This is a genomic window from Rhodanobacter sp. OR92, assembly GCF_000427545.1.
Classification (GTDB): domain Bacteria; phylum Pseudomonadota; class Gammaproteobacteria; order Xanthomonadales; family Rhodanobacteraceae; genus Rhodanobacter; species Rhodanobacter denitrificans.
Window position 1 is genome coordinate 92,645 of the sequence record NZ_ATYF01000001.1, and the last position, 21,338, is coordinate 113,982.

General features: G+C 68.4%; 25 protein-coding genes. 3 read left to right on the forward strand and 22 right to left on the reverse strand.

The window, feature by feature from the left end; genetic code table 11:
* Window positions 1-15 precede the first annotated feature (15 nt).
* From RHOOR92_RS0100455 to RHOOR92_RS0100550, 20 genes are all read right to left on the reverse strand, one after another.
* Window positions 16-597, reverse strand: coding sequence for a cysteine dioxygenase family protein (locus RHOOR92_RS0100455; RefSeq protein ID WP_007508998.1), 582 nt, complete (start codon window positions 595-597; stop codon window positions 16-18).
* A gap of 49 nt (window positions 598-646) precedes the next feature.
* Window positions 647-1,756, reverse strand: coding sequence for a homoserine O-acetyltransferase (locus RHOOR92_RS0100460; RefSeq protein WP_027489286.1), 1,110 nt, complete (start codon window positions 1,754-1,756; stop codon window positions 647-649).
* 2 nt (window positions 1,757-1,758) lie between these two features.
* Entirely contained in the window at window positions 1,759-2,811 is a 1,053-nt protein-coding gene (locus RHOOR92_RS0100465; RefSeq protein WP_027489287.1) for a tetratricopeptide repeat protein, read from the reverse strand.
* Entirely contained in the window at window positions 2,808-3,248 is a 441-nt protein-coding gene (locus RHOOR92_RS0100470; protein ID WP_027489288.1) for a cytochrome c-type biogenesis protein, read from the reverse strand. The genes RHOOR92_RS0100465 and RHOOR92_RS0100470 overlap by 4 nt, the downstream gene beginning before the upstream one ends.
* 140 nt (window positions 3,249-3,388) lie before the next feature.
* Window positions 3,389-3,931 (reverse strand): DsbE family thiol:disulfide interchange protein, encoded by a 543-nt coding sequence (locus tag RHOOR92_RS0100475; protein WP_007508988.1) that lies wholly within the window; start codon window positions 3,929-3,931, stop codon window positions 3,389-3,391.
* Window positions 3,928-5,913: a heme lyase CcmF/NrfE family subunit gene (locus RHOOR92_RS0100480; RefSeq protein WP_027489289.1), complete on the reverse strand. Its 1,986-nt coding sequence runs from the start codon at window positions 5,911-5,913 to the stop codon at window positions 3,928-3,930. The genes RHOOR92_RS0100475 and RHOOR92_RS0100480 overlap by 4 nt, the downstream gene beginning before the upstream one ends.
* A gap of 108 nt (window positions 5,914-6,021) precedes the next feature.
* Entirely contained in the window at window positions 6,022-6,471 is a 450-nt protein-coding gene (gene ccmE, locus RHOOR92_RS0100485) for a cytochrome c maturation protein CcmE (protein WP_027489290.1), read from the reverse strand.
* A gap of 24 nt (window positions 6,472-6,495) precedes the next feature.
* Complete coding sequence (gene ccmD / locus RHOOR92_RS0100490; RefSeq protein ID WP_007508983.1) at window positions 6,496-6,732, reverse strand: heme exporter protein CcmD; 237 nt, start codon at window positions 6,730-6,732, stop codon at window positions 6,496-6,498.
* Complete coding sequence (locus tag RHOOR92_RS0100495; RefSeq protein ID WP_007508981.1) at window positions 6,729-7,487, reverse strand: heme ABC transporter permease; 759 nt, start codon at window positions 7,485-7,487, stop codon at window positions 6,729-6,731. The genes ccmD and RHOOR92_RS0100495 overlap by 4 nt, the downstream gene beginning before the upstream one ends.
* Before the next feature lie 6 nt (window positions 7,488-7,493).
* Complete coding sequence (gene ccmB, locus RHOOR92_RS0100500) at window positions 7,494-8,180, reverse strand: heme exporter protein CcmB (protein ID WP_027489291.1); 687 nt, start codon at window positions 8,178-8,180, stop codon at window positions 7,494-7,496.
* 51 nt (window positions 8,181-8,231) lie between these two features.
* Window positions 8,232-8,867, reverse strand: a complete 636-nt coding sequence (ccmA, locus tag RHOOR92_RS0100505) for a cytochrome c biogenesis heme-transporting ATPase CcmA (protein ID WP_027489292.1) — start codon at window positions 8,865-8,867, stop codon at window positions 8,232-8,234.
* A gap of 61 nt (window positions 8,868-8,928) precedes the next feature.
* On the reverse strand, window positions 8,929-9,336 hold the full coding sequence (locus tag RHOOR92_RS0100510) for a DUF3293 domain-containing protein (RefSeq protein ID WP_007508975.1): 408 nt from the start codon (window positions 9,334-9,336) through the stop codon (window positions 8,929-8,931).
* Window positions 9,329-10,732, reverse strand: a complete 1,404-nt coding sequence (locus RHOOR92_RS0100515) for an NAD(P)/FAD-dependent oxidoreductase (protein WP_007508973.1) — start codon at window positions 10,730-10,732, stop codon at window positions 9,329-9,331. Before RHOOR92_RS0100515 ends, RHOOR92_RS0100510 begins: the two co-directional genes overlap by 8 nt.
* Before the next feature lie 78 nt (window positions 10,733-10,810).
* Window positions 10,811-11,572, reverse strand: a complete 762-nt coding sequence (gene phbB, locus RHOOR92_RS0100520) for an acetoacetyl-CoA reductase (RefSeq protein ID WP_007508971.1) — start codon at window positions 11,570-11,572, stop codon at window positions 10,811-10,813.
* 115 nt (window positions 11,573-11,687) lie between these two features.
* Entirely contained in the window at window positions 11,688-12,185 is a 498-nt protein-coding gene (gene phaR / locus RHOOR92_RS0100525) for a polyhydroxyalkanoate synthesis repressor PhaR (protein WP_007508969.1), read from the reverse strand.
* Between the two features lie 76 nt (window positions 12,186-12,261).
* On the reverse strand, window positions 12,262-13,824 hold the full coding sequence (locus RHOOR92_RS0100530; RefSeq protein WP_007508967.1) for a DHA2 family efflux MFS transporter permease subunit: 1,563 nt from the start codon (window positions 13,822-13,824) through the stop codon (window positions 12,262-12,264).
* A gap of 11 nt (window positions 13,825-13,835) precedes the next feature.
* Window positions 13,836-15,044 (reverse strand): HlyD family efflux transporter periplasmic adaptor subunit, encoded by a 1,209-nt coding sequence (locus RHOOR92_RS0100535; protein WP_027489293.1) that lies wholly within the window; start codon window positions 15,042-15,044, stop codon window positions 13,836-13,838.
* Complete coding sequence (locus tag RHOOR92_RS0100540; RefSeq protein ID WP_027489294.1) at window positions 15,031-16,509, reverse strand: efflux transporter outer membrane subunit; 1,479 nt, start codon at window positions 16,507-16,509, stop codon at window positions 15,031-15,033. Before RHOOR92_RS0100540 ends, RHOOR92_RS0100535 begins: the two co-directional genes overlap by 14 nt.
* Window positions 16,510-16,520: 11 nt before the next feature.
* A complete protein-coding gene (locus tag RHOOR92_RS0100545) occupies window positions 16,521-17,045 on the reverse strand; it encodes a MarR family transcriptional regulator (RefSeq protein WP_027489295.1) in 525 nt (174 codons plus the stop codon).
* An 80-nt stretch (window positions 17,046-17,125) separates the two neighbouring features.
* Complete coding sequence (locus RHOOR92_RS0100550; RefSeq protein WP_027489296.1) at window positions 17,126-17,911, reverse strand: TatD family hydrolase; 786 nt, start codon at window positions 17,909-17,911, stop codon at window positions 17,126-17,128.
* Between the two features lie 157 nt (window positions 17,912-18,068).
* Between RHOOR92_RS0100550 and RHOOR92_RS0100555 the strand changes: the two genes are divergently transcribed.
* Together RHOOR92_RS0100555 and RHOOR92_RS0100560 are read left to right on the forward strand one after the other, a co-directional pair.
* Window positions 18,069-18,650 carry a glycine zipper 2TM domain-containing protein gene (locus tag RHOOR92_RS0100555; protein ID WP_007508956.1) on the forward strand — a complete coding sequence of 194 codons (582 nt, stop codon included), beginning with the start codon at window positions 18,069-18,071 and terminating at the stop codon, window positions 18,648-18,650.
* A 26-nt stretch (window positions 18,651-18,676) separates the two neighbouring features.
* Window positions 18,677-19,171 carry a glycine zipper 2TM domain-containing protein gene (locus RHOOR92_RS0100560; RefSeq protein ID WP_027489297.1) on the forward strand — a complete coding sequence of 165 codons (495 nt, stop codon included), beginning with the start codon at window positions 18,677-18,679 and terminating at the stop codon, window positions 19,169-19,171.
* 82 nt (window positions 19,172-19,253) lie between these two features.
* On the opposite strand, the gene RHOOR92_RS0100565 is transcribed toward RHOOR92_RS0100560, so the two are convergent.
* Both RHOOR92_RS0100565 and RHOOR92_RS0100570 read right to left on the reverse strand, forming a co-directional pair.
* Entirely contained in the window at window positions 19,254-19,688 is a 435-nt protein-coding gene (locus RHOOR92_RS0100565; protein ID WP_015448071.1) for a cell wall hydrolase, read from the reverse strand.
* 475 nt (window positions 19,689-20,163) lie between these two features.
* The gene (locus RHOOR92_RS0100570) at window positions 20,164-21,186 is read right to left on the reverse strand and encodes a folate-binding protein (protein ID WP_231378271.1); all 1,023 of its coding nucleotides are present in this window, start codon (window positions 21,184-21,186) and stop codon (window positions 20,164-20,166) included.
* Between RHOOR92_RS0100570 and RHOOR92_RS19880 the strand changes: the two genes are divergently transcribed.
* Entirely contained in the window at window positions 21,179-21,265 is an 87-nt protein-coding gene (locus RHOOR92_RS19880; protein ID WP_231378305.1) for a DUF1674 domain-containing protein, read from the forward strand. The genes RHOOR92_RS0100570 and RHOOR92_RS19880 overlap by 8 nt on opposite strands.
* The last annotated feature ends 73 nt before the right edge of the window (window positions 21,266-21,338 follow it).

Consider the following 21,338-nt stretch of genomic DNA (forward strand, 5'->3'; position numbering starts at 1 on the left):
GCGATTATGCCGGGTTCAGTGCACGCGGTCGAGACCCAGCTGGCGCACGTCGCGGCCGTACCAGCGGTCTTCCGGCAGCGGCTGGAACACCGAGCAGCGGGTCATCGGGCCGGAATAGACGTGCAGGCTGACGGTGACCGCGCTGTCGCTGGGGTTGCGGATGCTGTGGTATTCGTGCGGCGGGATCAGGCTGCCGGCCGAGCCGGCGCCGGCCTGGATCGAGCCGACCGGCTGGAAGCAGTAGCGCTGCGCGTCGTGCTCCAGCAGCTCGTATTGCACGATTTCCAGTGCGCCGTTCCACACGCCCTCGACGCACCACATGCCGTCGTGGTCGTGGATCGGCGTGCCCTGGCCTGGCCCCCAGGTCATCGCCACCACGCAGTAGCCGTGTTCCTCGCTGCGGTACAGCTCGCGGCGGGCGTAATGGTCGGGGTTGGCCTCGAACACGCACTCGGGCAGGGTGACGGCGTTGTCGCGGATCAGCTTGCACAGGCTGTGGCGCAGGCTGTCGGTGAGCTCGTGGGTGGTCGGCTTGACCACGGCGGCGTCGATCGCGTCGATCAGGGTGCGGCTGCCGGGGAAATCCAGGGTAAGCATGATGATCTCGGGATGGTGCGTGACGGGATGGATCTTAGCAGCGCTGGAATCAGGAAGCCGGCAGCCGGTTCAGGAAGCCGCCGATGGCGCGGCTGTAGTTGTCGATGTCGACCAGGAACGCGTCGTGACCTTGCGGCGAATCCAGCGCCACGAATTCCACCCGGGCGCCGGCCGCTTCGAGGCCTTCGGCGATCTGCTCCTGCTGCTGCAGCGGAAACAGGATGTCGGTGCTCACGCCGATCACCATCGCCTGCTCGATGTGGATGCGCTTGAGACCTTCCAGCACGCTGCCGTGGCCGTACTCGGCGATGTCAAACCAGTCGCTGGCGCGCGACAGGTACAGGTAGCTGTTCGGATCGAAGTGGCGCACGAAGCGGCGGGCGTGGCCTTCGAGGTAGGACTCGACCTGGAACTCGCGGCCGAACGGCTCGTCTTCGCGCTGCTCGGGGTCGAGCCGAATTCGCGCGAAGCGGCCGTTCCATTCCATGGCGGAACGGTAGGTGATCACGCCGAGCTTGCGCGCGATGCTCATGCCGATGTCGGGGTAGTTGTCGTCGTCGTAGACGCCCTCGTTCCAGTGCCGGTCGAGGCGGATCGCCTCGCGCTGCAGCGAGCGGATCGCGATGGCGAACGGCTGCGCCTGCGGTGCGGTATCCACGCTGATGTGCGTGCGCACGCTGCCGGGGTGCAGCAGCATGTAGGCCAGCGCGCTCATGCCGCCCATCGAGCAGCCGATCAGGCAGGCCAGCCGGGCGATGCCGAGGCTGACGACCACGCCGTGCGCGGCATTGGCCACGTCTTCCAGCGCCAGCTCGGGAAAGCGCAGCCGGTACGCTTCGCCGGTGGCCGGGTCGACCGAGGCGGGGCAGGTCGAGCCCTTGTCGCTACCCAGCGAGTTCACGCAGATCACGAACCAGCGGGTGGTGTCGATGGCTTTGCCGGGGCCGGCCATCTCCTGCCACCAACCCGGCGAGGGGTCCTCCTCGCAGGAGGTCATGTGTGCGCTGGGCGAGAGCCCGGTCAGCACCAGTACGGCATTGTCGCGCGCCGCGTTCAGCGTGCCCCAGGTCTCGTAGGCCACGTGCGCGCCGTGCAGTTCGCCGCCGCGTTTCATCGCGAACGGCGAGGGCAGGGCGAAATAGCGGCGCGCGTCGCCCATCGTCAGTGCACCTTGTCGATGCTGATCCTGACCGGCGTCTTGCTGTCCACCGCAACCACGCCGGCGTCGCCTTCCAGGTCGCCGGGCTGGGCGACCGGCTGGCCGCTGTGGCTGATCCGCGCGCCGACGAAGACGCGCTGGACCGAGGACAGCCGGTAGGCCGGCGCCATCGCCATCGCGTCGGAGAGGGTGACGGTGGTGGGCAGCTGGGCAGGGTCGAGCCGGGCCACGGCCAGCGGCATCGGCGGGCCGTCCGGTGCGCGGGCGTAGACGAACAAGGCGTCGCCCGGTGCCAGCTTGTCCTTCAGCGCGGGCGCCAGCGTCACCTGGACCTGCAGTGCGGCACCCTGCGGCGCGGCAGCGGCGGCGGCGCTCGACGCGTCGGCGGGGGCGCCGCCGGCGCGGGCATCGGCCACGGCGATCTGCTCGGCGACCGCCTTGGCCACGTTCGAACCCGGTGCCAGTTGTGGCTGCAGCAGGCGCCAGGTGGCGGCGGCCTCGCGGTAGGCGCCGCGCTGGAAGTCGCTGATGCCGAGCAGCCACAGCCCGCGCTGGCTGTCCGGATGCAACTGCACCGCGCGCTTGAGCAGCTCCAGCGCGCGGCCTTCGATCAGGTGATCGCTGCGCGTCATCGAGTCGTTCTCGGCCCAGCCGACCATCGCCTCGGCGTTGTTCGGGGCCAGCCGCAGCACCTGGTCGAACGCATCGCGCGCCTCGGCCGGCTGGCGCAGCGCGCTGCTGGTCTGCGCCAGCAGCATCCAGCCTTGCAGGTCGTCCGGCTGCTGCTTCAGGTGCGCGCGCAGTTCGGTCAGCGCCTGCTGCATGCTGATCGGCGAGGAGGCCTCGGCGGTCACCCCGTTCAAAGCGGCCGGCGTGCCCACCAGCAGGTACAGCGCGCCGGTGCCCAGCGGCAGTGCCAGCGCGATCAGCAGGGCCACGGCGAACACGCTGCGCGGGCGGCCGGACTGGCGTCCCTGGCGCAGCAGCGGCAGCAACAGCACGGCCAGCGCCACCGCGACCATCGCGGTGGCGGCAATCAGAAAAGCGGTCTTCACCAGTCGTCCCCGTTGTCGATCGGCCCCTTGTCGGCCGGTGCTTCAGTACTGCTGCCGGCGCGGTTGCGCCGGCGGATCGCCACCAGCACCACGCCGGCCCCGCCGAGCAGGATCAGCAGCGGGCCGAACCAGAGCAGCCAGGTGCGCGCGCTCAGCGGCGGGTCGTACAGCACGAAGTCGGAATAGCGCGCGACCAGGTACTGCTTGATCTGCTCGTCGCTCTTGCCTTGCTGCATCATCCGGAAGATCTGGTTGCGCAGGTCGCGCGCGATCGGCGCGTTGGAATCGGCCAGCGTCTCGTTCTGGCACATCGGGCAGCGCAGCTGGTGGGTGAGGTGCTGGAAGCGCAGCTCCTGCGCGTGGTCCCGGAACGGCATCGGCTCGATCGCCTGCGCGTGCGCGACACCGATGAACGCCAGCAACACCACGAAGATCATCCGTAGGAGCCCGCTTGCGGGCGATGCCCTCTTCACGGGATTCGGGATTTGGGATGGCCAGACGTTAGTCTGTTGAGAGCCGGGCTCTGCAGAAGCAGGAGCATCGCCCGCAAGCGGGCTCCTACAAGGGCGGTGGCGCATCACGGCGCCTCCTTCAGCATCGCCGCGATCGCCGGCTTGAGTTCCTTCGCCACCACGTCCTGGGTCAGCGGGCCGATGTGCTTGTAGCGGATCACGCCCCTGGCATCGATCAGGAAACTCTCCGGCGCGCCGTACACGCCGAAGTCGATCGCGGTGTGGCCGGGTTCGTCGGCGATCAGCAGGTCGTACGGGTTGCCGTGCTTGGCCAGCCAGCCCTTGGCGTCGTCCGGGGCGTCCTTGTAGTTGTAGCCGACCAGCTGCACGCCCAGGGTCGGGCCTTCGGCGGTCAGCACCGGGTGCTCCACGCCGCATTCGATGCACCAGCTGGCGAACACGTTGAGCAGGTAGGGCTTGCCCAGCAGGTCGGCCTTGCTGACCGTCTGCGCGGGCTCATATAGCTTGGGCAGGTTGAACGCGGGCGCCGGCTTGTTCAGCAGCGGCGTCGGAATCGCGTTCGGGTCGTGCTGGGTGTTCCACCAGATGCCGAAGCCGAACAGCCCGACCAGCAGCATGAAACCGATGAAGGGGAGCAGCCGGCTCATGCGCGCGTTTCCCGTACCAGCAGGCCGTCGGCCGTGGGGGCCTCGGCGGCGACGTCGGCGCTGCGCTTGAGTCGGAAGCGCTTGTCGGTGGCGCAGACCAGGCCGCCCAGCATCATCAGCAGGCCGCCGGCCCAGATCCAGCGCACGAACGGCTTGTAGTACAGCCGCAGCGCCCAGGCGCCCTCGATGTCGTTCGCGTCCATCGGCTCGCCCAGCGCCACGTACAGGTCGCGGGTGACGCCGGCATCCACCGCCGATTCGGTCTGCACCTGGCCGCGCGGGTAGGTGCGCTTCTGCGGGTGCATCACGGCGATCGTCTTGTCGCCGCGGGCGACCGTGACCGTACCCTGGTCGGCGGTCCAGTTCGGCCCGGTGGTGTGGTGCACGCCGTCGAAGCGGAAGTCGTAGTTGCCGATGCGCTGGCTCTCGCCCGGTGCCATGCGCACGTCGCGGGTCACGCTGAGCGACTCGGACAGCAGCACGCCGGCCACGAACACGCCCACGCCCAGGTGCGCCAGCAGCATGCCGGCCATCTCGGCCGGGTAACGGCGACCGCGCGGCATCTCGCGCCAGCGCTTGAGCGCGTACAGCAGCACGCCGACGGTGAGCCAGACCAGCGCCGCCACGCCGGCGATCGCCTTTGGCTGGCCGTCGACCAGGAACGCCGCCACGATCGCGCAGGCCGCGGCGGCAATCCCGGCACGCAGCACCAGCTGCTTCAGCACCGGCGCGTCGCCCTTGCCCCAGCGCAGAAACGGCCCGAACGGCAGCAGCAGCACTATCGGCAGCATCAGCAGCGGGAACAGGAAACCGAAGTAGGGTGGGCCGACCGAGATCCGGCCCAGGTTCAGCGCGTCGCCGATCAGCGGGAACAGGGTGCCCAGCAGCACCATCGCCGCGGCCACCGCGAACATCAGGTTGCTGATCAGCAGCGCGGTTTCGCGCGACACCACCTGGAACGGCTTGCCGCCCAGCACCTTCGGTGCCCGGAGCGCATACAGCAGCAGCGAGCCGCCGACCACGATGGTCAGGAAGGCCAGGATGAACACGCCTCGGCGCGGGTCGGAGGCGAACGCATGCACCGAGGTGAGCACGCCCGAGCGCACCAGGAAGGTGCCGAGCAGGGACAGCGAGAACGCGAAGATCGACAGCAGGATGGTCCAGGCGCGCAGCGAGCCGCGCTTTTCGGTCACGGCCTGCGCGTGGATCAGCGCCACGCCGACCAGCCACGGCATGAAGCTGGCGTTCTCCACCGGGTCCCAGAACCACCAGCCACCCCAGCCCAGTTCGGCATAGGCCCACCAGCTGCCGGCGACGATGCCGCAGGTGAGGAAGGCCCAGGCCAGGTTCGTCCAGGGCCGCGCCCAGCGCACCCATGCCTGCTCCAGCTCGCCGCCGAGCAGGGCGGCGATCGAGAACGCGAACGCCACCGAGAAGCCGACGTAGCCCATGTACAGCATCGGCGGGTGCATGGTCATGCCCGGATCCTGCAGCACCGGGTTGAGGTCCGCGCCGTCGCCCGGCATCGGCAGCAGCCGCCCGAACGGATTGGAGGTGAAGATGATGAAGGCGAGGAAGCCCACCGCGATCAGCCCCATCACCGCGATCACGCGCGAGGCGAACACCTCGGGCAGTTTCTGGCTGAACGTGACCAATGCCATGGTCCACACGTTGAGGATCAGGATCCACAGCAGCAGCGAACCCTCGTGCGCGCCCCATACCGCGGCGATGCGGTAGTACCACGGCAGTGCCAGGTTCGAGTTGTCGGCCACGTACTGCACCGAAAAGTCGAAGCGCAGGAACGCCCACGCCAGGATGGCGAACGCCATGGCGACGAACACCGCCTGGCCGGCCGCCGCCGGGCGCGCGACCGCCATCAGCGCGCGATTGCCGCGCCAGGCGCCGATGAGCGGCAGGATGCTTTGCGCCAGCGCCAGCAGCATGGCGAGGATCAACGCGAGCTGGCCGAGTTCGGGGGTCATGATTGGGTGCCGGAGTTCGGGATACGGAATTCGGGATGTGTCGGAAGCATGGCGTTATGTGCGATGGCGCGGTGGGCAGGGGACGGTTTGCGAAGCTTTTCCGTTTTCCTACTCCCGATTCTCGATGCCCTTATGCTCGTGCGCCTTCGCCATGGCGTCCTTGAGTTCCTTCGGCATGTAGGTTTCGTCATGCTTGGCCAGCACTTCGGTAGCGACGAAGCGGGCGCCGTCCATGTGGCCGGTGGCGATCACTGACTGGTTGTCGCGGAACAGGTCGGGCAGGATGCCGGTGTACTCCACCGGCATCGCGCCGCCGGCATCGACCACGGTGAAGGTGACCTTGAGCGAATCGCCGGAGCGCTGGATCGAGCCGGCCTTGACCATGCCGCCGAGGCGGAACGTGTGGTAGCTGGCCGCCTCGCCCGACTGCACCTGGCTCGGGGTGAGCAGGTAGTTCATGTTGTTCTGCAGCGCCAGCGCGACCAGCACGGCCGCAATAGCCGCCGCGGCGAGGATGGCCAGCACGATGGTGAGCCGGCGCTTGCGGGTGGGATTCATGGGCATGGTGGTCGACCGCCCCGGTCAGGGGGATGCTGGCGTGGAAAGGGGTTTGCGTTCCTGTCGCGCGCTCTGACGCGCCAGGCGGGCGCGAAGTTCCGCCAGCACGCGGCGACGGCGCAGGCGTGGCGCGAGGGTGTCGGCGATCAGCACGATGAAGAACAGCGCATAGGCCGGCCACACGTAGGCGGCGTAGCCGCCCATCCTGAAGAAAGCGGCGACACCGTCGCCTGTGGCGAAAAAGTGTTGCAGGGCGCTCATCGGTCGGCCTCGTCTTCGGCGATCTTGCGCACCCAGTCCTTGCCGCCTTCCAGCGCCAGCAGATCAGTGCGAGCGCGGCGGAACAGGCTGGCGGCATAGTAGAACTTGGTCGCCAGGGTCATCGTCAGCAGCGGCCACAGCATGGCGGCGGAGATCTTCGACTGGCCAAACAGGTTGACCGTGCTGCCCTGGTGCAGGGTGTTCCACCAGTTCACCGAGAAATGCACGATCGGCACGTTGATGATGCCGATGATGGCGAGGAAGGCCGCGGCGCGCGCGCCCTGGCGGCGATCCTCGAACGCGTGGTACAGCCCGATCACGCCGAGGAACAGGAACAGCAGCACCAGCTCGGAGGTGAGCCGTGCGTCCCAGGTCCACCAGGTGCCCCACATCGGCTTGCCCCACAAGGAGCCGGTGACCAGGGTGATGAAGGTGAATGCGGCACCGATCGGCGCCGACTCCATCGCCACCACCTCGGCCAGCTTGATCCGCCACACCAGCGCGACGAACGAGGCCGCGCCCATCACCGCGTAGATGAACATGCTCATCCACGCGCTGGGCACGTGGATGAAGATGATGCGGTAGGCGTCGCCCTGCTGGTAGTCGGCCGGCGCCAGCACCAGGCCGCCGTACAGCGCGACTGCACCGAGCAGCAGGGCCAGGCCCATTGCCCACGGCTGCAGCGCGCCGGCGAAGCGGTAGAACGTCGGCGGCGAGCTGAGCTTGTGCAACCAGAGCGGAATCCAGTCAGACATAAACGGTCATGCGTCCAGGGCAATGCGAAGGGCCGCCGCGCAGGCCAGTGGCGCCAGCACCACCGCCAGCACCAACGCGGCCGCGAGCCAGGCGACCGGCGCCAACCACGGCAGGCCCTGCTGGGCAGCCGCCACCGCGCCGGCGGCGAAGATCACGGCTGGCACGCAAAGCGGCAGCAACATCAAGGCGAGCAGCATACCAGAGCGCCGGGTACCGGCCGTCAGCGCCACCAGCACCGCGCCGAGCAGGCTGAGCAGCGGCGTGGCCAGCGCCAGCGCCAGCAGCAGCACCGGAATCACCGCGCCGGGCAGGTGCAGCATCGCGGCCATCAGCGGCGCGATCACGATCAGCGGCAGCGCGGTGGTGATCCAGTGGGCGAGGATCTTCATGCCCAGCAGCAGCGCCAGCGGCTGCGGCGAAAGCACCAGCTGTTCCAGCGAACCGTCCTCGATGTCGCTGGCGAACATCGCGTCCAGCGCCAGCAGCATCGCCAGCAGCACGGTGACCAGCACCACGCCGCCGGCGATCCGCTGCAGCAGGGTATCTTCCGGCCCCAGCGCGAACGGGAACAGCATGGTCACGATCAGTGCGTACAGCACCGGCATCGCGATGTCGCCGCGCCGGCGCCAGGCGAGGGTGAGGTCGCGCCGCAGCATCGCGGCGCAGGCGGGGGTGAGGCCTGGACGGCTCATGGCCTTGCTTCCGCCGGCAGGGAGAGGAGCCTGTGCATGAGGTGCTGTGCGTCAATCATGCATGCGGATCCGTCGCGGCTCGCCGCCATGGAAACTCACCGTGCCGTGACTGGTGACCATGGCTGCGCCGCCGGCATCGGTGTGGCTTTCCAGCAAGTCGTTGACCAGCGCGATACCGATGCGGTCGAGGTTTGCGTACGGCTCGTCGAGCAACCACAGGCTGGCCGGCAGCAACAGCAGTCGGGCCAGCGCGGCGCGCTTCTTCTGGCCGGCGGAGAGCCGGCGCACCGGCTCGTCCTCGTAGCCGCGCAGGCCGATCCGGGCCAGTACCGTGGTCACGCTGGCTCCCTCGCGAGCACCGTGCAGGCCGACGGCGATGCGCAGGTTCTCGCGTGGGCTGAGGTCGGCCTTGAGGCCGAGCTGATGGCCCAGGAACAGGATTTCGCCGGCGCAGCGCTCGCGCTGCAGCGGCTCGCCGCGCCAGCGCAGTTCCCCGGCGCTGGTGTGCAGCAAGCCGGCCAGCATGCGCAGCAAGGTGGTCTTGCCGCTGCCGTTGTCGCCTTCGACCAGGGCCAGTTCGCCCGCGCGCAGCTGGAAATCCAGCGGTGCGAACACCGGTTCGTCCTGGCGATGGAAACTCAGGGCCCGCGCTTCGAGTAGGGGCACGGCGGTGCTGGCGGCAGTCATTGCCTTGATTGTCCGCAATGCCGAGGGCGCTTGTCCATGCGGCGCGCTGCCGCTGCGCAGGTCAATCCAGCACCCGCAGCAGGGCGACGCCGCCGGCCTCACCATGCACGTAGGCCAGTTGCCCGTGGGTTCTGGCCAGCCGGTCCAGCACATCGACGCCCAACCCCGCGACGAACAGGCTGGGTTCGCTCCAGCCGGAGGTGCCTACGCCGAGGGCAGGGTGGATGGCGACGCCGGACTGGGCCTGCAATGCGGCCAGCAGTTCGTGCTGTGCGGCCAGGTTTTCCGCCGGCGGGCGCCGGCGTGCCTGCGGATTCCATGCGGTGACGAAGGCCCAGGGGCGTGCACCGACCGCCTCGGCGAGCACGGCCGGCAGCGGCAGGTCCACGCGTATCGTGGCCCATGTCACGCTGTCCAGGCAGACGTGGTAGGCGGTGGCGCGGAACGCCTCCAGCAGGGCCTCATCCATGGCGCAGCCGCGGCAGCGGCTCCAGTGTCGACTGGAACAGCCGCGCGGCGGCCTCGATGTCGATGTCCGCCACGCGCGGCGTGTCGCGCAGCAGCTGTTCCAGCAAGTGATCCTGCGCCCGGCCGCGTTCGAGCGCGTAGGCGTAGGGCACGTGGGTGAACGTCACCATGCGATAGCGTGCCATGTAGTGGCCGGGAATGCGTTCGGCCAGCTTCGTGCCCAGTTCGCGCTTGGCCAGGTAGTGCGGGTCGGCCACCGAGTCGCGCATCTCCACGTAATTCTCCAGCGCCATCGCGGCGATCGCGTCGGCGTTCGGCTGGCGCACGCGCTGGAATTCGGCGAACACGTCGGCGCTGTCGCCCGGCGCCTCGGCCAGCAGGTTCGCCAGCACCACGGTGTCCTCGAAACCGCAGTTCATGCCCTGGCCGTGGAACGGCACGATCGCGTGTGCTGCATCGCCGAGCAGCAGCGCGCGGCCGTCCAGGTGCCAGCGCTCGAGGTACAGCGTGGACAGCGTGCCGACCGGGTGGCTGTCGAAATCTTCATTGAAGCGCGGAATCAGCGGCAGCAGGCCCGGGAACTGTTCGCGGAAGAACGCGGCCGCGGCCGCGGCGTCGGGCAGGCTGGCGAAGCTCGGCGCGGCACTCTGTGCCGGCAGGAACAAGGTCACCGTGAAGCTGCCTTCGGTATTCGGCAAGGCGATGCACATGTAGCCGCCGCGCGGCCAGATGTGCAGCGCGTGCGGCTCCAGCGCGAACTGGTCGCGGCCGCCGCTGTGCGACAGCACCGCGGCCGGCAACTCGCCGGCCGGCGGGATCTCCAGCTCCTTGTAGCCGTGGCCGAGCGACTCGATGCGCTCGCCCAGCGGCGCATGCGCGTTCATCGCCGCACGCACCGTGGAGCCGGCGCCGTCGGCACCGATCAACAGCCCGGCATCCCGTTCGTGCTGCACGCCCGCTTCGTCGGCGAGCCGGATGCGCTGCCGCCCGAAGTCGGCGCCGACCAGCGACTGGCCGAAGTGAAAGCGCGCGCCGGCCGCCTCGGCCGCATCCAGCAGCAGCATGTTCAGCGCGCCGCGCGAGACCGACCAGATCACCTCGCTGTCGTCCACGCCGTAGCGCTGCAGGCCGCTGTGGCCGTCGCGGTCGTGCACCATGCGCCCGCGCATCATCACCGCGCGCTGCAGCACGTCCTCGGCCAGGCCGGCCGTGCGCAACGCCTGCAAGCCGCGCTCGGCCAGCGCCAGGTTGATCGAGCGGCCGCCGATGAAGCCGGCCAGCCGCGGATCAGGCCGCTTCTCGTAGACGTCGACGGTAAAGCCGCGTCCGGCCAGCTGCTGCGCCAGCAGCGCGCCGACCAGGCCGCCGCCGATGAGGGTGATGGGTTGCTGCGCCATGCTGCGATCCGGCAGGGGAACCCGCCCACTGTTCCGCAAGCGCCGCGCGACTGCAATCCCGCACGGCCGGAACGTTCCTCAGAAGCTCATGAAGTAGCCGCCGTTCACCGGCAGGTTGGCGCCGGTGATGTAGCCGGCGTCGTCGGCGGCGAGGAAGGCGACGGCGCGGGCGATGTCGGCGGGCGCGCCGAGCCGGCCGACCGGGATGCCGGCGATGATCTGCGCGCGGATGTCGACAGGCACCGCCGCGACCATCGGAGTGTCGCAGTAGCCGGGCGAGACGGTGTTGACGGTAACGCCCTTGCGCGCGGTCTCGCGCGCCAGTGCCATGCTGAAGCCGTGCACGCCGGCCTTGGCGGCGGAGTAGTTGGTCTGCCCGAACTGGCCGGTCTGGCCGTTGACCGAGCTGATGTTGACGATGCGGCCGAAGCCGCGCGCAGTCATCCCTTCGACCACGTGGCGGCACATGTTGAACACGCCGTCCAGGTTCACCCGCATCAGTTCGTGCCATTGCTGCGGCGTCATCTTGCGCAAGCTGGCGTCGCGGGTGATGCCGGCGGCGTTGATCAGGATGTCGACGCTGCCGTGGCGTTGTCCGATGCGCTCGACCGCCTGCCGGCAGCTGTCGAAGTCGCTGACGTCGATCGGCTCGAACACGATGGCACCGCCGAAACCGGCCACTTCATCGCGGAAGGCGGCCACGCGTTCTTCGCGCGAAGCCAGGTCCAGTGCGATCACCTGGCGGCCGGCACGGGCCAACTGGCGGCAGATCTCCGTGCCGATGCCGCCGATGCCGCCGGTGACCAGGGCGACGCGCGTGGGGAGGGCGGAACGGCTCATGCTTGTGCATCCGATGGTTCGATCATGCCGCAAGGCAGCACGTGTTGTGCTGCAGCGATCGGATCGGGAGAAAAAACGGACGGCGCGTCGATGCGCGCCGTCGGCCGGGCTGGGATCAGCCGGATTTCTTGCTGCTGCGGCTGCCGGCGCCGGAGGGCGGCATCACTTGCGCGGCGGTGTCCATCAACCCGCGCTGCAGCGCCTGGAACGCCGCGAGGTTGCGCTCGGTCAGGTCGTTCAGCGTGTTCCAGGGGGTTTGCCCCATCAGGCTGTTGAGCTGGCTGCGGAACTGCGTCTGCTGGTCGAGGAAGACCTGCAGGCTGCGCTCCAGGTAAGGCCCCATGAAGCCCTGCAGCGAATCGCCGTAGAAGCGGATGATCTGGCTGAGCAACTGCGGCGACAGCATCGGCTGCCCCTTGTCCTCGTGCTCGGAGATGATCTGCAGCAGGACCGAACGGGTCAGGTCCTCGCCGCTCTTGGCGTCGCGGACTTCGAAGTCCTCGTTGTCCAGCACCAGCTGGCGGACTTCCTCCAGCGTGATGTAGCTGGAGATCTCCGTGTCGTAGAGACGCCGGTTCGGATACTTCTTGATGGTGCGCTTTGTTTGTGCCATGCGGCGAACGCTAGCAGAAGATATTGCGCCGCACCAGCCAATATGCTGCACCCGCCGGTGCAGCATGTCCGCATGCTCAATGACCCACTGCGCCGCCGGCGCTGCCGAATGGCGGTTTGGCAAACCACAGCACCGGGATCAGCAGCACGAACAGGATCGCGCAGGCCCAGAACACGTCGTTCACTGCCAGTGTCAGCGCCTCGCGCGTCAGCAGCTGGTCGATCAGGCCCAGGCTCTGCGTGTGCGACAGCCCGCCATGCGTCAGCTGGCCGACGAACCCGGTGGTGGCCGGGTGGCCGGGGCTGACGTACTCGGTCAGCGTGGCGTGGTGGGATTCGCCGCGGTGCTGCCACAACGTCACCATGACCGCGGTAGATACGCTCGAACCGATCGTGCGGCAGAAGTTGGACAGCCCCGAGGCGCTGGCGATCTGGTCCACCGGCAGGCCGGACAGGTAGACCTGGTTCAACGGGATGAAGAAGCACGGGATCGCCAGGCCCATCACGAAGCGCGGAATCACCAGGGCGGAGAACGAGGCGGAGCTGTCGAAAGTGGAGAACCAGTACGCGGTGCCGGCGAACACCAGGAACGCGAACGTCACCACCGCGCGCAGGTCCAGCCGATGCATGTTTTTGCCCAGCACCGGCGCGATCAGGAACGCCAGCACGCCGACCGGCGCGGTGGCCAGCCCGGCCCAGGTGGCGGTGTAGCCCAGGGTGATCTGCAGCCACAGCGGGAACACCACGTTGATGCCGAAGAACGCGAACATACCCAGCGAGAGGCTGACCACGCCCACAGTGAAGTTGCGTTGCTTGAACAGCGACAGATCCACCACCGGATGCTTCGCGTGCAGTTCCCACACGATCAGGAAGGTGAGGCAGACCAGCGCGACCAGGCCCAGGGTGAGGATCATCGGCGAGGCGAACCAGTCGTGGTCGTTGCCGTTGTCCAGCATGAACTGCAGCGCGCCTACGCCGACCACCAGCAAGGCCAGGCCGATCATGTCGATCGGCGCCTTGAAGGTCTTCGTCTCGCGCTTGCGCAGCAAGCCCCAGGTGACGGCCGCCGCAGCCAGCCCGACCGGCAGGTTGATGTAGAAGATCCACGGCCAGGAGAAGTTGTCGGTCAGCCAGCCGCCCAGGATCGGCCCGAAGATCGGCGCCACCACCACGGTCATCGCCCACAGCGCCAGCGCGATGCCTTGCTTCTCCTTCGGGTAGTTGGACAGCAGCAGGGTCAGCGACAGCGCCACCATCGGGCCGGAACCGGCGCCCTGCAGCAGGCGGCCGATCACCAGCATCGGCATGCTGGTGGCCAGGCCGCACAGCATCGAGAAGATCACGAACAGCAGCACCGAGCCGACGAAGGTCTTCACCTCGCCGAAGCGGCGCGCCAGCCAGCCGGTGAGCGGCTGCATGATCGCGCTGGCCAGCGCGTAGGAGCTGATCGTCCAGGTGCCTTCGCTGGGGCTCACGCCGAGGCTGCCGGCGATGTGCGGCACCGCGACGTTGACGATCGTCATGTCCAGCACCTCCATGAAGGTGCTGAACGCGACGGCGATGGTGAGCAACGCCAGCGGGCCGCCGTGCAGCGGCTTCAACGGAGCGTCGGGTGTGGCGTCGTTCGGCGTGGCGGCCATGATGGTCCGGCTCAGTTCGCGGCGGTGGCGTGGGACAGGTTGGCGCGGATGATGCGGTCGGCCTCCGCGTCGGCTTGGCTGGCCATCTGGTCGTAGACGCCAGTCTGCGCCACCGGCTGTTGCGTCGGCGCGTTGGCCAGCACGCTGCCCTGGTCATGGCGGATGTCGACGGTGACGTCGGTGGACAGGCCGATGCGCAGCGGATGCCGGTCCAGCTCCTGGTTGTCCAGCGCGATGCGCACCGGCACGCGCTGCACCACCTTGATCCAGTTGCCGGTGGCGTTCTGCGCCGGCAGCAGCGAGAACACGCTGCCGGTGCCGGCGCCCAGGCCGACCACCTTGCCGTGGTAGACGGCATCGCTGCCATAGAGGTCGGAGACGATCTTCGCCGGCTGGCCGATGCGGATGTGGCGCAGCTGGCTCTCCTTGAAGTTCGCGTCGATCCACAGGTCGTGCAGCGGCACCACGGTCATCAGCTGCTGGCCCGGCTGCACGCTGTTGCCCAACTGCACGCTGCGCTCGGCCACGTAGCCGGACACCGGCGCGTAGATCGCGTTGCGCTGCGCGGCGACCCAGGCGGCGCGGAAGTTCGCGCGGGCCTGCAGCACCACCGGGTTCTGCGCCACGTCGGTGCCTTCGATCGCGGCATGCGCGGCGGCGGCCTGCGCCTCGGCGGCATTCACCGCGGCACGCGCCTGCTCCACGCCGTCGCGCAGGTGCTGCACGATCTCCGGCGATTCGGCCTGGGCGGCGATCAGCGGCAGGCGCCGCTTGAGGTCCGCCTCGGCCTTCTTCAGGTCCAGCTTCGCGGCGACCACCTGCGCATCGGCGCTGGTCGCCGAACTGGTCTGCTGGCGCACGCCGCGTACGGCCTGGGCCAGCGCGCTGCGCGCCTGTGCCAGGCGGGTGTCGGCATCGGTGCTGTCCAGCTTCACCAGCACCTGACCGGCCTCGACGTGCTGGGTGTCGTCGGCGAGGATCGCCACCACGGTACCCGGTACCTGTGCCGAGATCGCCACCTGGTTGCCGCCGACGTAGGCGTTGTCGGTCTTCACCCGGGTCGACAGCACGAAGAACCACAGCAGGAACCACAGCAGCGCGGCGAGGATGAACACGCTGGCCACGATCAGCAGCGTGCGCCGGCGCTTGGCCGGATCCTTCGCGGCCATGCCGCTGTCGTTGGCGTCGGCGGAGGTCTTGGCGGATTCAGTGGCGCTCATGCGGGGCGGCTCCGGCGGTAACGGAAGAGGAAGGGGAGGTGGCGGCGTCGGTGGCGCGGTAGCCGCCGCCGAGGGCCTTGATCAGGGCCAGGTCGGTGCTTACCGCCTGCGCCTGCAACTGGGCGGCGGCGTCGCGTTGCTGCAGCAGCGCGGCTTGCGCGCCCAGGCTTTCGCGCAGGTCGCGCACGCCCTGGCGGGCCCGCGCCTGCGCGTTCGCCAGCAGGCGCTGGTCGGCGTCGAGCTGGGCCTGCTGCTCGTGCCGGCGGGCGGCGACCTGCTCGGCACTCAGGGCCTGCGTGGCCACTTCACGCGCGGCGGCCAGCACGGCGCTATCGTACTGCGCCACGGCCGCGTCGAGCTGGGCCTTGCTGACGCCGTAATTCGCCTCGAGCGCGCCGCCGTTGAAGATCGGCAGGTGCAGCGCCGGGGTCAGCGCGAACGTGCGGCTGCCGGCGGTGAGCAGCTTGCCCATGTCGATGCTGGACAGGCCGGCCAGGGCGGTGAGGCTGATGTCGGGGAAGAACTCGGCGCGCGCGGCGTCGGTCTGCTTCAGCGCGGCCTCGACCTGCCAGCGGCTGGCGGCGATGTCGGGGCGGCGCGCAATCAGGTCCAGGCCGCCGTTCGCCGGCACGCCGCGTTCGATCGCCGGCAGCGGCCGCGCCCGAAGCTCGGGCAGCTCGGTCGGTGCGACGCCGAGCAGCGAGGCCAGCGCGGCGCGGCGGATCTGCGCCGAGCCGTCGAGCGCCACGCGCATCTCGCGCACCGCAGCCAGCTGGGCCCGGGCCTTCTGCGCCTCGTCGGGCAGGTCCACGCCCTGGCGCACGCGCAACTCGGCGATATCGGCGAACTGTTGTTGCGTGGCCAGCAAGCGGTCGGCCAGCTGCAGCCGCGCCTGGTCGGCCTGCCAGCCGAAGTAGGTGTCGGCGACGGCGTACTGGATTGCCAGCGCGGCGGCGCTGCGCTGCGCCTCGGCCGCGTGCGCCTGGTCCAGCGCGGCTTCCATCGTCGCGCGTTTCTTGCCCCACCAGTCGAAGTCGTACTGCAACTGCACGCCGAGGTCGGCCTGGTTGTACCAGCTGAAGCCGAGGAACTGGCTGGGGATCAGGCCGTGGTCGCTCAGCCGCTCGCGCGTCACCTGGGCGCTGCCGTTGACCGACAACCCGAGCTGCGCCGCGGCCAGCTTCGCCGACTGCTCGGCGTTGCGCACGCGGCTCTGCGCCAGCGCCAGGTCCGGTGATTGCTGCATGGCGCGATCCATCAGGCCGTCCAGTTGCGGGTCGTCGTACTGGCGCCACCATTGGGCGGTTGGCCAGCCGGCACGGACCGGGGCCTGCAGGCCGGCCAGCGGCACATCGTCGCGCAGCGCCGGTGTGCCGAGCCTGGCCGGTGCAGCGGCACAGCCGGCCAGCGCCAGCACCATCGCGGCGACCAGCACCGTGCGACCGCGGAGCGGGGCATGTTTCATCGGGGTGTCCTTCATGGGAGGCGGCTTTCGCCCAACTGGTCGAGGTTGCCCGCCAGCTTGCGCAGCAGGCGATCGAAATGGCGTTTGTCGATGTCGCTGAAGCCGGCGAACATGGTGGCGACGCGGGGGAACATCGGCGGCAGCATCTTCTGCACGAAGCGCCGCCCGGCTGCGGTGATGCGGATCAGCACGCGGCGGCGGTCCGCTTCGCTGCCGCCGCGGGTAATCAGCCCGCGCTTGACCAGCGCGTTGGCGATGCGGGTCATGTTGGTGGCGCCCTGCGAGGTGTACTCGCACAGCTCGCCCGGGGTCGAGCTGCCGTCCGGGCGGCTGTACAGGATCATCAGGGTCAGGAATTCGCTGTGGTTGAGCTTGTGCGCCTTCAGCTTGAATTCGAGCTCTTCCTCGATGTCGTCGCCGAGCATCAGCATCAGCCGGCACAGCCGCGCTTCGAGCGCAGGTACCTGCGGGATGATCTGGCTGACCCGGCCGACGCCTTCGTCCATCATCGTGATGCAGTTTGCCAGGCGTGCCATTTCACTGACTCATATTTCACCAGTGAAATAAAAAATAGCAAACCGGGGTCACCGTTGGCAAGTGACGGATGGCCTGGGCGTCAGTTGAGCCTGAACAGGCGGCGGGCGTTGGCGCTGGTGGCGGCGGCGATGTCCGCTTCCGGCGCGTTGCGCAGCGCAGCGATGCAGCGCAGGACTTCGACGACATGGGCCGGCTCGTTGCGCTCGCCGCGATGGGCGGCGCCGGGCTGGTCCGGCGCGTCGCTTTCCAGCAACAGGAACTCGATCGGCATCTGCGCCACGATCCGGCGCAGGCGCTGCGCGCGTTCGTAGGTCACCGGGCCGCCGATGCCGAGGTGGAAACCCAGATCCCACAGCTGGCGCGCCTGCTGCTCGCTGCCGGAGAAGCTGTGCACCACGCCGCGCAACCTGCTGTTGCGGCGCAAGGTCAGGGTGACTTCCTCCAGCGCGCTGCGCGCATGCACGATCACCGGCAGGTCGTGCTCGCCGGCCAGCTGCAGCTGACGCCAGAAGCAGTGCCGCTGCAATTCCCGGTCGAGGTCGTCCCGGTGGAAGTCCAGCCCGATCTCGCCGACCGCCACTGGACGGTTCTCGTTCAGCCAGGAAGACAGGGCGTCGACATGCTCCGGCGCATGTTGCGACAGGAACAGCGGGTGCAGCCCATAGGCGGGGTGCACCCCGGCATGACGGGCGCAGAGCTGGCGGATTTCCAGCCAGCTCCGGGCATCGACGGCAGGAACGACCAGCGTGTCGACGCCGCTCTGGCGGGCGCGTTCGATGACCGCCTCGAGATCACCAGCGAACGCCTGGTCGTCGAGATGCACGTGGCTGTCGACGAGCGGTACCCGGGTTCGTTTTTCGTGCACTGGCAGAGAGTCCTGCGTCGGTGGCGTGAAGATAATGTAACGAGCGTGAGCTAGCTGCGATTCAGTTGAACAACGGTTCAATGGCCACGCAGGTAATTGCGCGATGCCGGGGGCATCCCGCCATGCCGCCAAACAAAAAACAGAGGAGAGGATCGTAATGAACAGATTGACAGCCAATGTACTCAATGTCGCCATTGCGGCGGTACTCGCGACTGGCCTCTCGGCCTGCAACCGCAATGCGGACGCCGGCGCTTCCAATGCCTCCGCCGACGCGGGCACCAGCGCGGACGCCGGGGTCAAGTACGCCAAGGTGGTCAGCGTCGACCCGGTGCGTTCGACGGTGAACAATCCGAAGCAGGTTTGCCATGACGAGACGGTCACGCATACCGAGCCGCCGAAGGATGAGCACCGCATCGCCGGTACCGCGATCGGCGCGGTGGTCGGCGGCCTGGTCGGCAATCAGGTCGGCGGCGGCAAGGGCAAGACGCTGGCCACGGTGGCCGGTGCGGTCGGTGGCGGCTATGCCGGCAACCGCATCCAGGCCAGCCGGCAGCATGCCCAGGTGAGCTCGACGGTGGAGCGCAAGTGCGAAACCGTCAACAACACCAGCAGCAAGATCGTCGGTTACGACGTTCGTTACGAATACAACGGCGTCACCCGCACGGTGCGGATGGATCATGACCCGGGCGACCGGGTGCAGGTGCAGGAAGGCGTGACGGCGGTGTCCGACGCCCACTGAAGCAACCCCGGAAAAGGAACGAGCCCATGAATGCACTGACCAGCAAATTCGCCATGGCCGCCGCGATGAGCGCCGGACTGGCCCTCGCCGGCTGCGCGACCTCGCCGTACGGCAACGACGGCACCTACAACCGCGGTTATCAGGGACAGAACGGTTACGGCGACCGCAGCGTGCGCTGCCAGACGTGCGGCGTGGTGCAGGAGGTGCAGCAGGTCTACATCGATGGCAGCAGCGGCAACGGCGGTACGCTGGGCGCGATCATCGGCGCTGTGGCCGGTGGCGTGCTCGGCAACCAGGTTGGCAAGGGTGACGGCCGCAAGGCCGCCACCGTGGTCGGCGCGGTCGCCGGTGGCGTCGTTGGCAACCAGATCGGCAAGCGCAACAGCGGCAGCGACGTCGCCTGGCGCATCGTGGTTCGACTGGACAATGGCCAGTACGCCACGGTGACCCAGCGCGAGAACCCCGGTGTCCGCAGCGGCGACTACGTCGAGGTTCGTGGCGATCACGTCTATGCGCGTTGAGTAATGACATATGGACGTCTGGACGTCCAAAACAGAAAAGGCCCTCGAAAGAGGGCCTTTTTGTTTGGTCGCCGATGAGCGGTCAGTTCACTGCGTAGAACGCGTGCTCGCCGATCGTCACGCTTGGGCGGTTGCGCGACCATGCGGGCGAGATCGCGGTGGTGGCGAAGTGGTCGGCGCGCGGCACCAGCATGCGACGCTGCGCCACCGGCAGCTGCCAGTTCCGGATCGACATGCCGGCGATCTGCCATGCCTTGTTGAAGGCTTCGAGGTTGGTGATTTCGAACGAGCCGGGCGTGGTCGTGGTGGCGAACTGGTGGGGCGAGGTCACCACCTTGCAGACGGTGTCGCCCCAGCGCCCGCGGTCGCGGCGACGCAGCGCCACTTCCGCCACGGCGAGCTGACCATTGGTCGGTTCGCTGCGTGCTTCGAGGTAGACGGTGGTGGCCAGGCAAGCCTGGTCAGCGACGGGCTGCGGCATCAGGGTCGTCAGCCACAACAGCATGGAAAGTTTCATGGTTCTGCCTCCAACGTGCTGTACGCGCGAAGCAGTTGCAGCTTCGAGCGCCGTTGCGGTGGACGGGCGGGCAGGCCGTTCCACCTGGATCAATCGTCGTGGCCGAAACTTGTGGCCAAGACGCTTTGCCACGGGATTGTGGCGGGTCGAACGGCGGTTCAGGCCGGTCGGGGGATTTGGCTGTCGTCGGGCGTTGCGCGGCCGCGTCGGCCGTGTTGCCTTCGACTACTACGCACTCGTTGGCTGCGAGGCGGTGTTCCATCCGGCGTTGTTGCTGCCGGGTCGCGCCGATTCGGATTCTTCCGGTTCGTCGCGTGTATCGGCACCCCGTGTTCCGGCTGCCGCGATATTCGATCGGCGGAGCCTAGTGGCGGATTTCGTAGCTGGCAAGTGCCGGGATGCCGAAGTTCAGTTGACGCTCACGATCCCTTGATGCGCATTGCACGCGAAATTCATCTGCGTCGCCGGTCGTCGCTCACGCCGGCCACGACGCGATGATGTCGAGCGCGAGGTTGTCGTCGAATGCATGCGGATGCCCGGCGCCAACCGTTGCGGCGATGTCATCGCTCAACACGACGAGTGCCTCGATGCCGTCATCCGTGCCGACGACATCGAGCACGCAACCAGCCTCGCACCCATCTCGCCGCAGCGTGTCGCCGGCGACCGCTGCTTGCGACAAAGTGACGCGATGCAGATGTCGCTTGTGCCCGCCGCGGAAATGCAGCCGTGCGACGATTTCCTGGCCGGGGTAGCAGCCCTTGTCGATGGCGACGGCATGCAGGCGCTGCAGCGACAAGGCCGGCGGCAGCAATTCGCCCAGCAAGCATGCCGGCAGCCACGGCCAGCCTGCGCGCAACTGCGGCAGGCGCCACGCGTCGTCGCCCGCGCCGGTGGCGATGAGGCGAAGGCTGTGCGTGCCGCAGCCGAGCGACACGTTCTCGCCGTCGTCGGCGACCGCGTGCAGCGGCAGCACCGCGCCGGTGGCGAGGCGGCGCGGCTGCCATGCCGTCACGCTGAGTTTCGAACGGAACACGAAGCGGTGCAGTGCATCGGCCATCGCCGCGGCGTCGCCTCCGCGCAGCAGCAGCAGGTAGCGCTCGTCGGCGAGTCGGGCCAGTTGGAACAGTGCGCGCACGCGTCCCTGCGGATCGAGCCATGCGCTGAATTGCCACTGGCCGATGGCGAGCGAGCTGACGGGGCTGCTGAACTGCGCGTGCGCGAAAGCTCTCGCGTCGGGGCCTTCGATCAGCAGGGTTTCGGCGGAGTGGTGTGTCGGCATGAGGCTGCTGGAGTTGGGGGTGCATGGCGCGAGACACAAGTGACGGCGCGCGATGCGAGTACACCGGTGCGTGATGCATGGTTGTACTGCATTGCCGCAAGTATTAACCTTTGGCGGCTTACAAAAAACCATGTCCACTACCTCCTCTCCAGCCGAATCCACACCCGTTTCCGTTCCGGCGGAAACGACTGTCGTGCCTGTCAGGCCGGCGGTGGACAAGGTATCGGGGGAGAAGCCGGCTCCCGATCCCACGCGTTATGGCGATTGGGAAAAGAACGGACGCTGTATCGACTTCTGAACGACCGCGCGGCGCTCGTCGTCGTCGCGCATCAGGACAGGGGAAGGTGCGGCATGGGCACCAGCGATTCCAC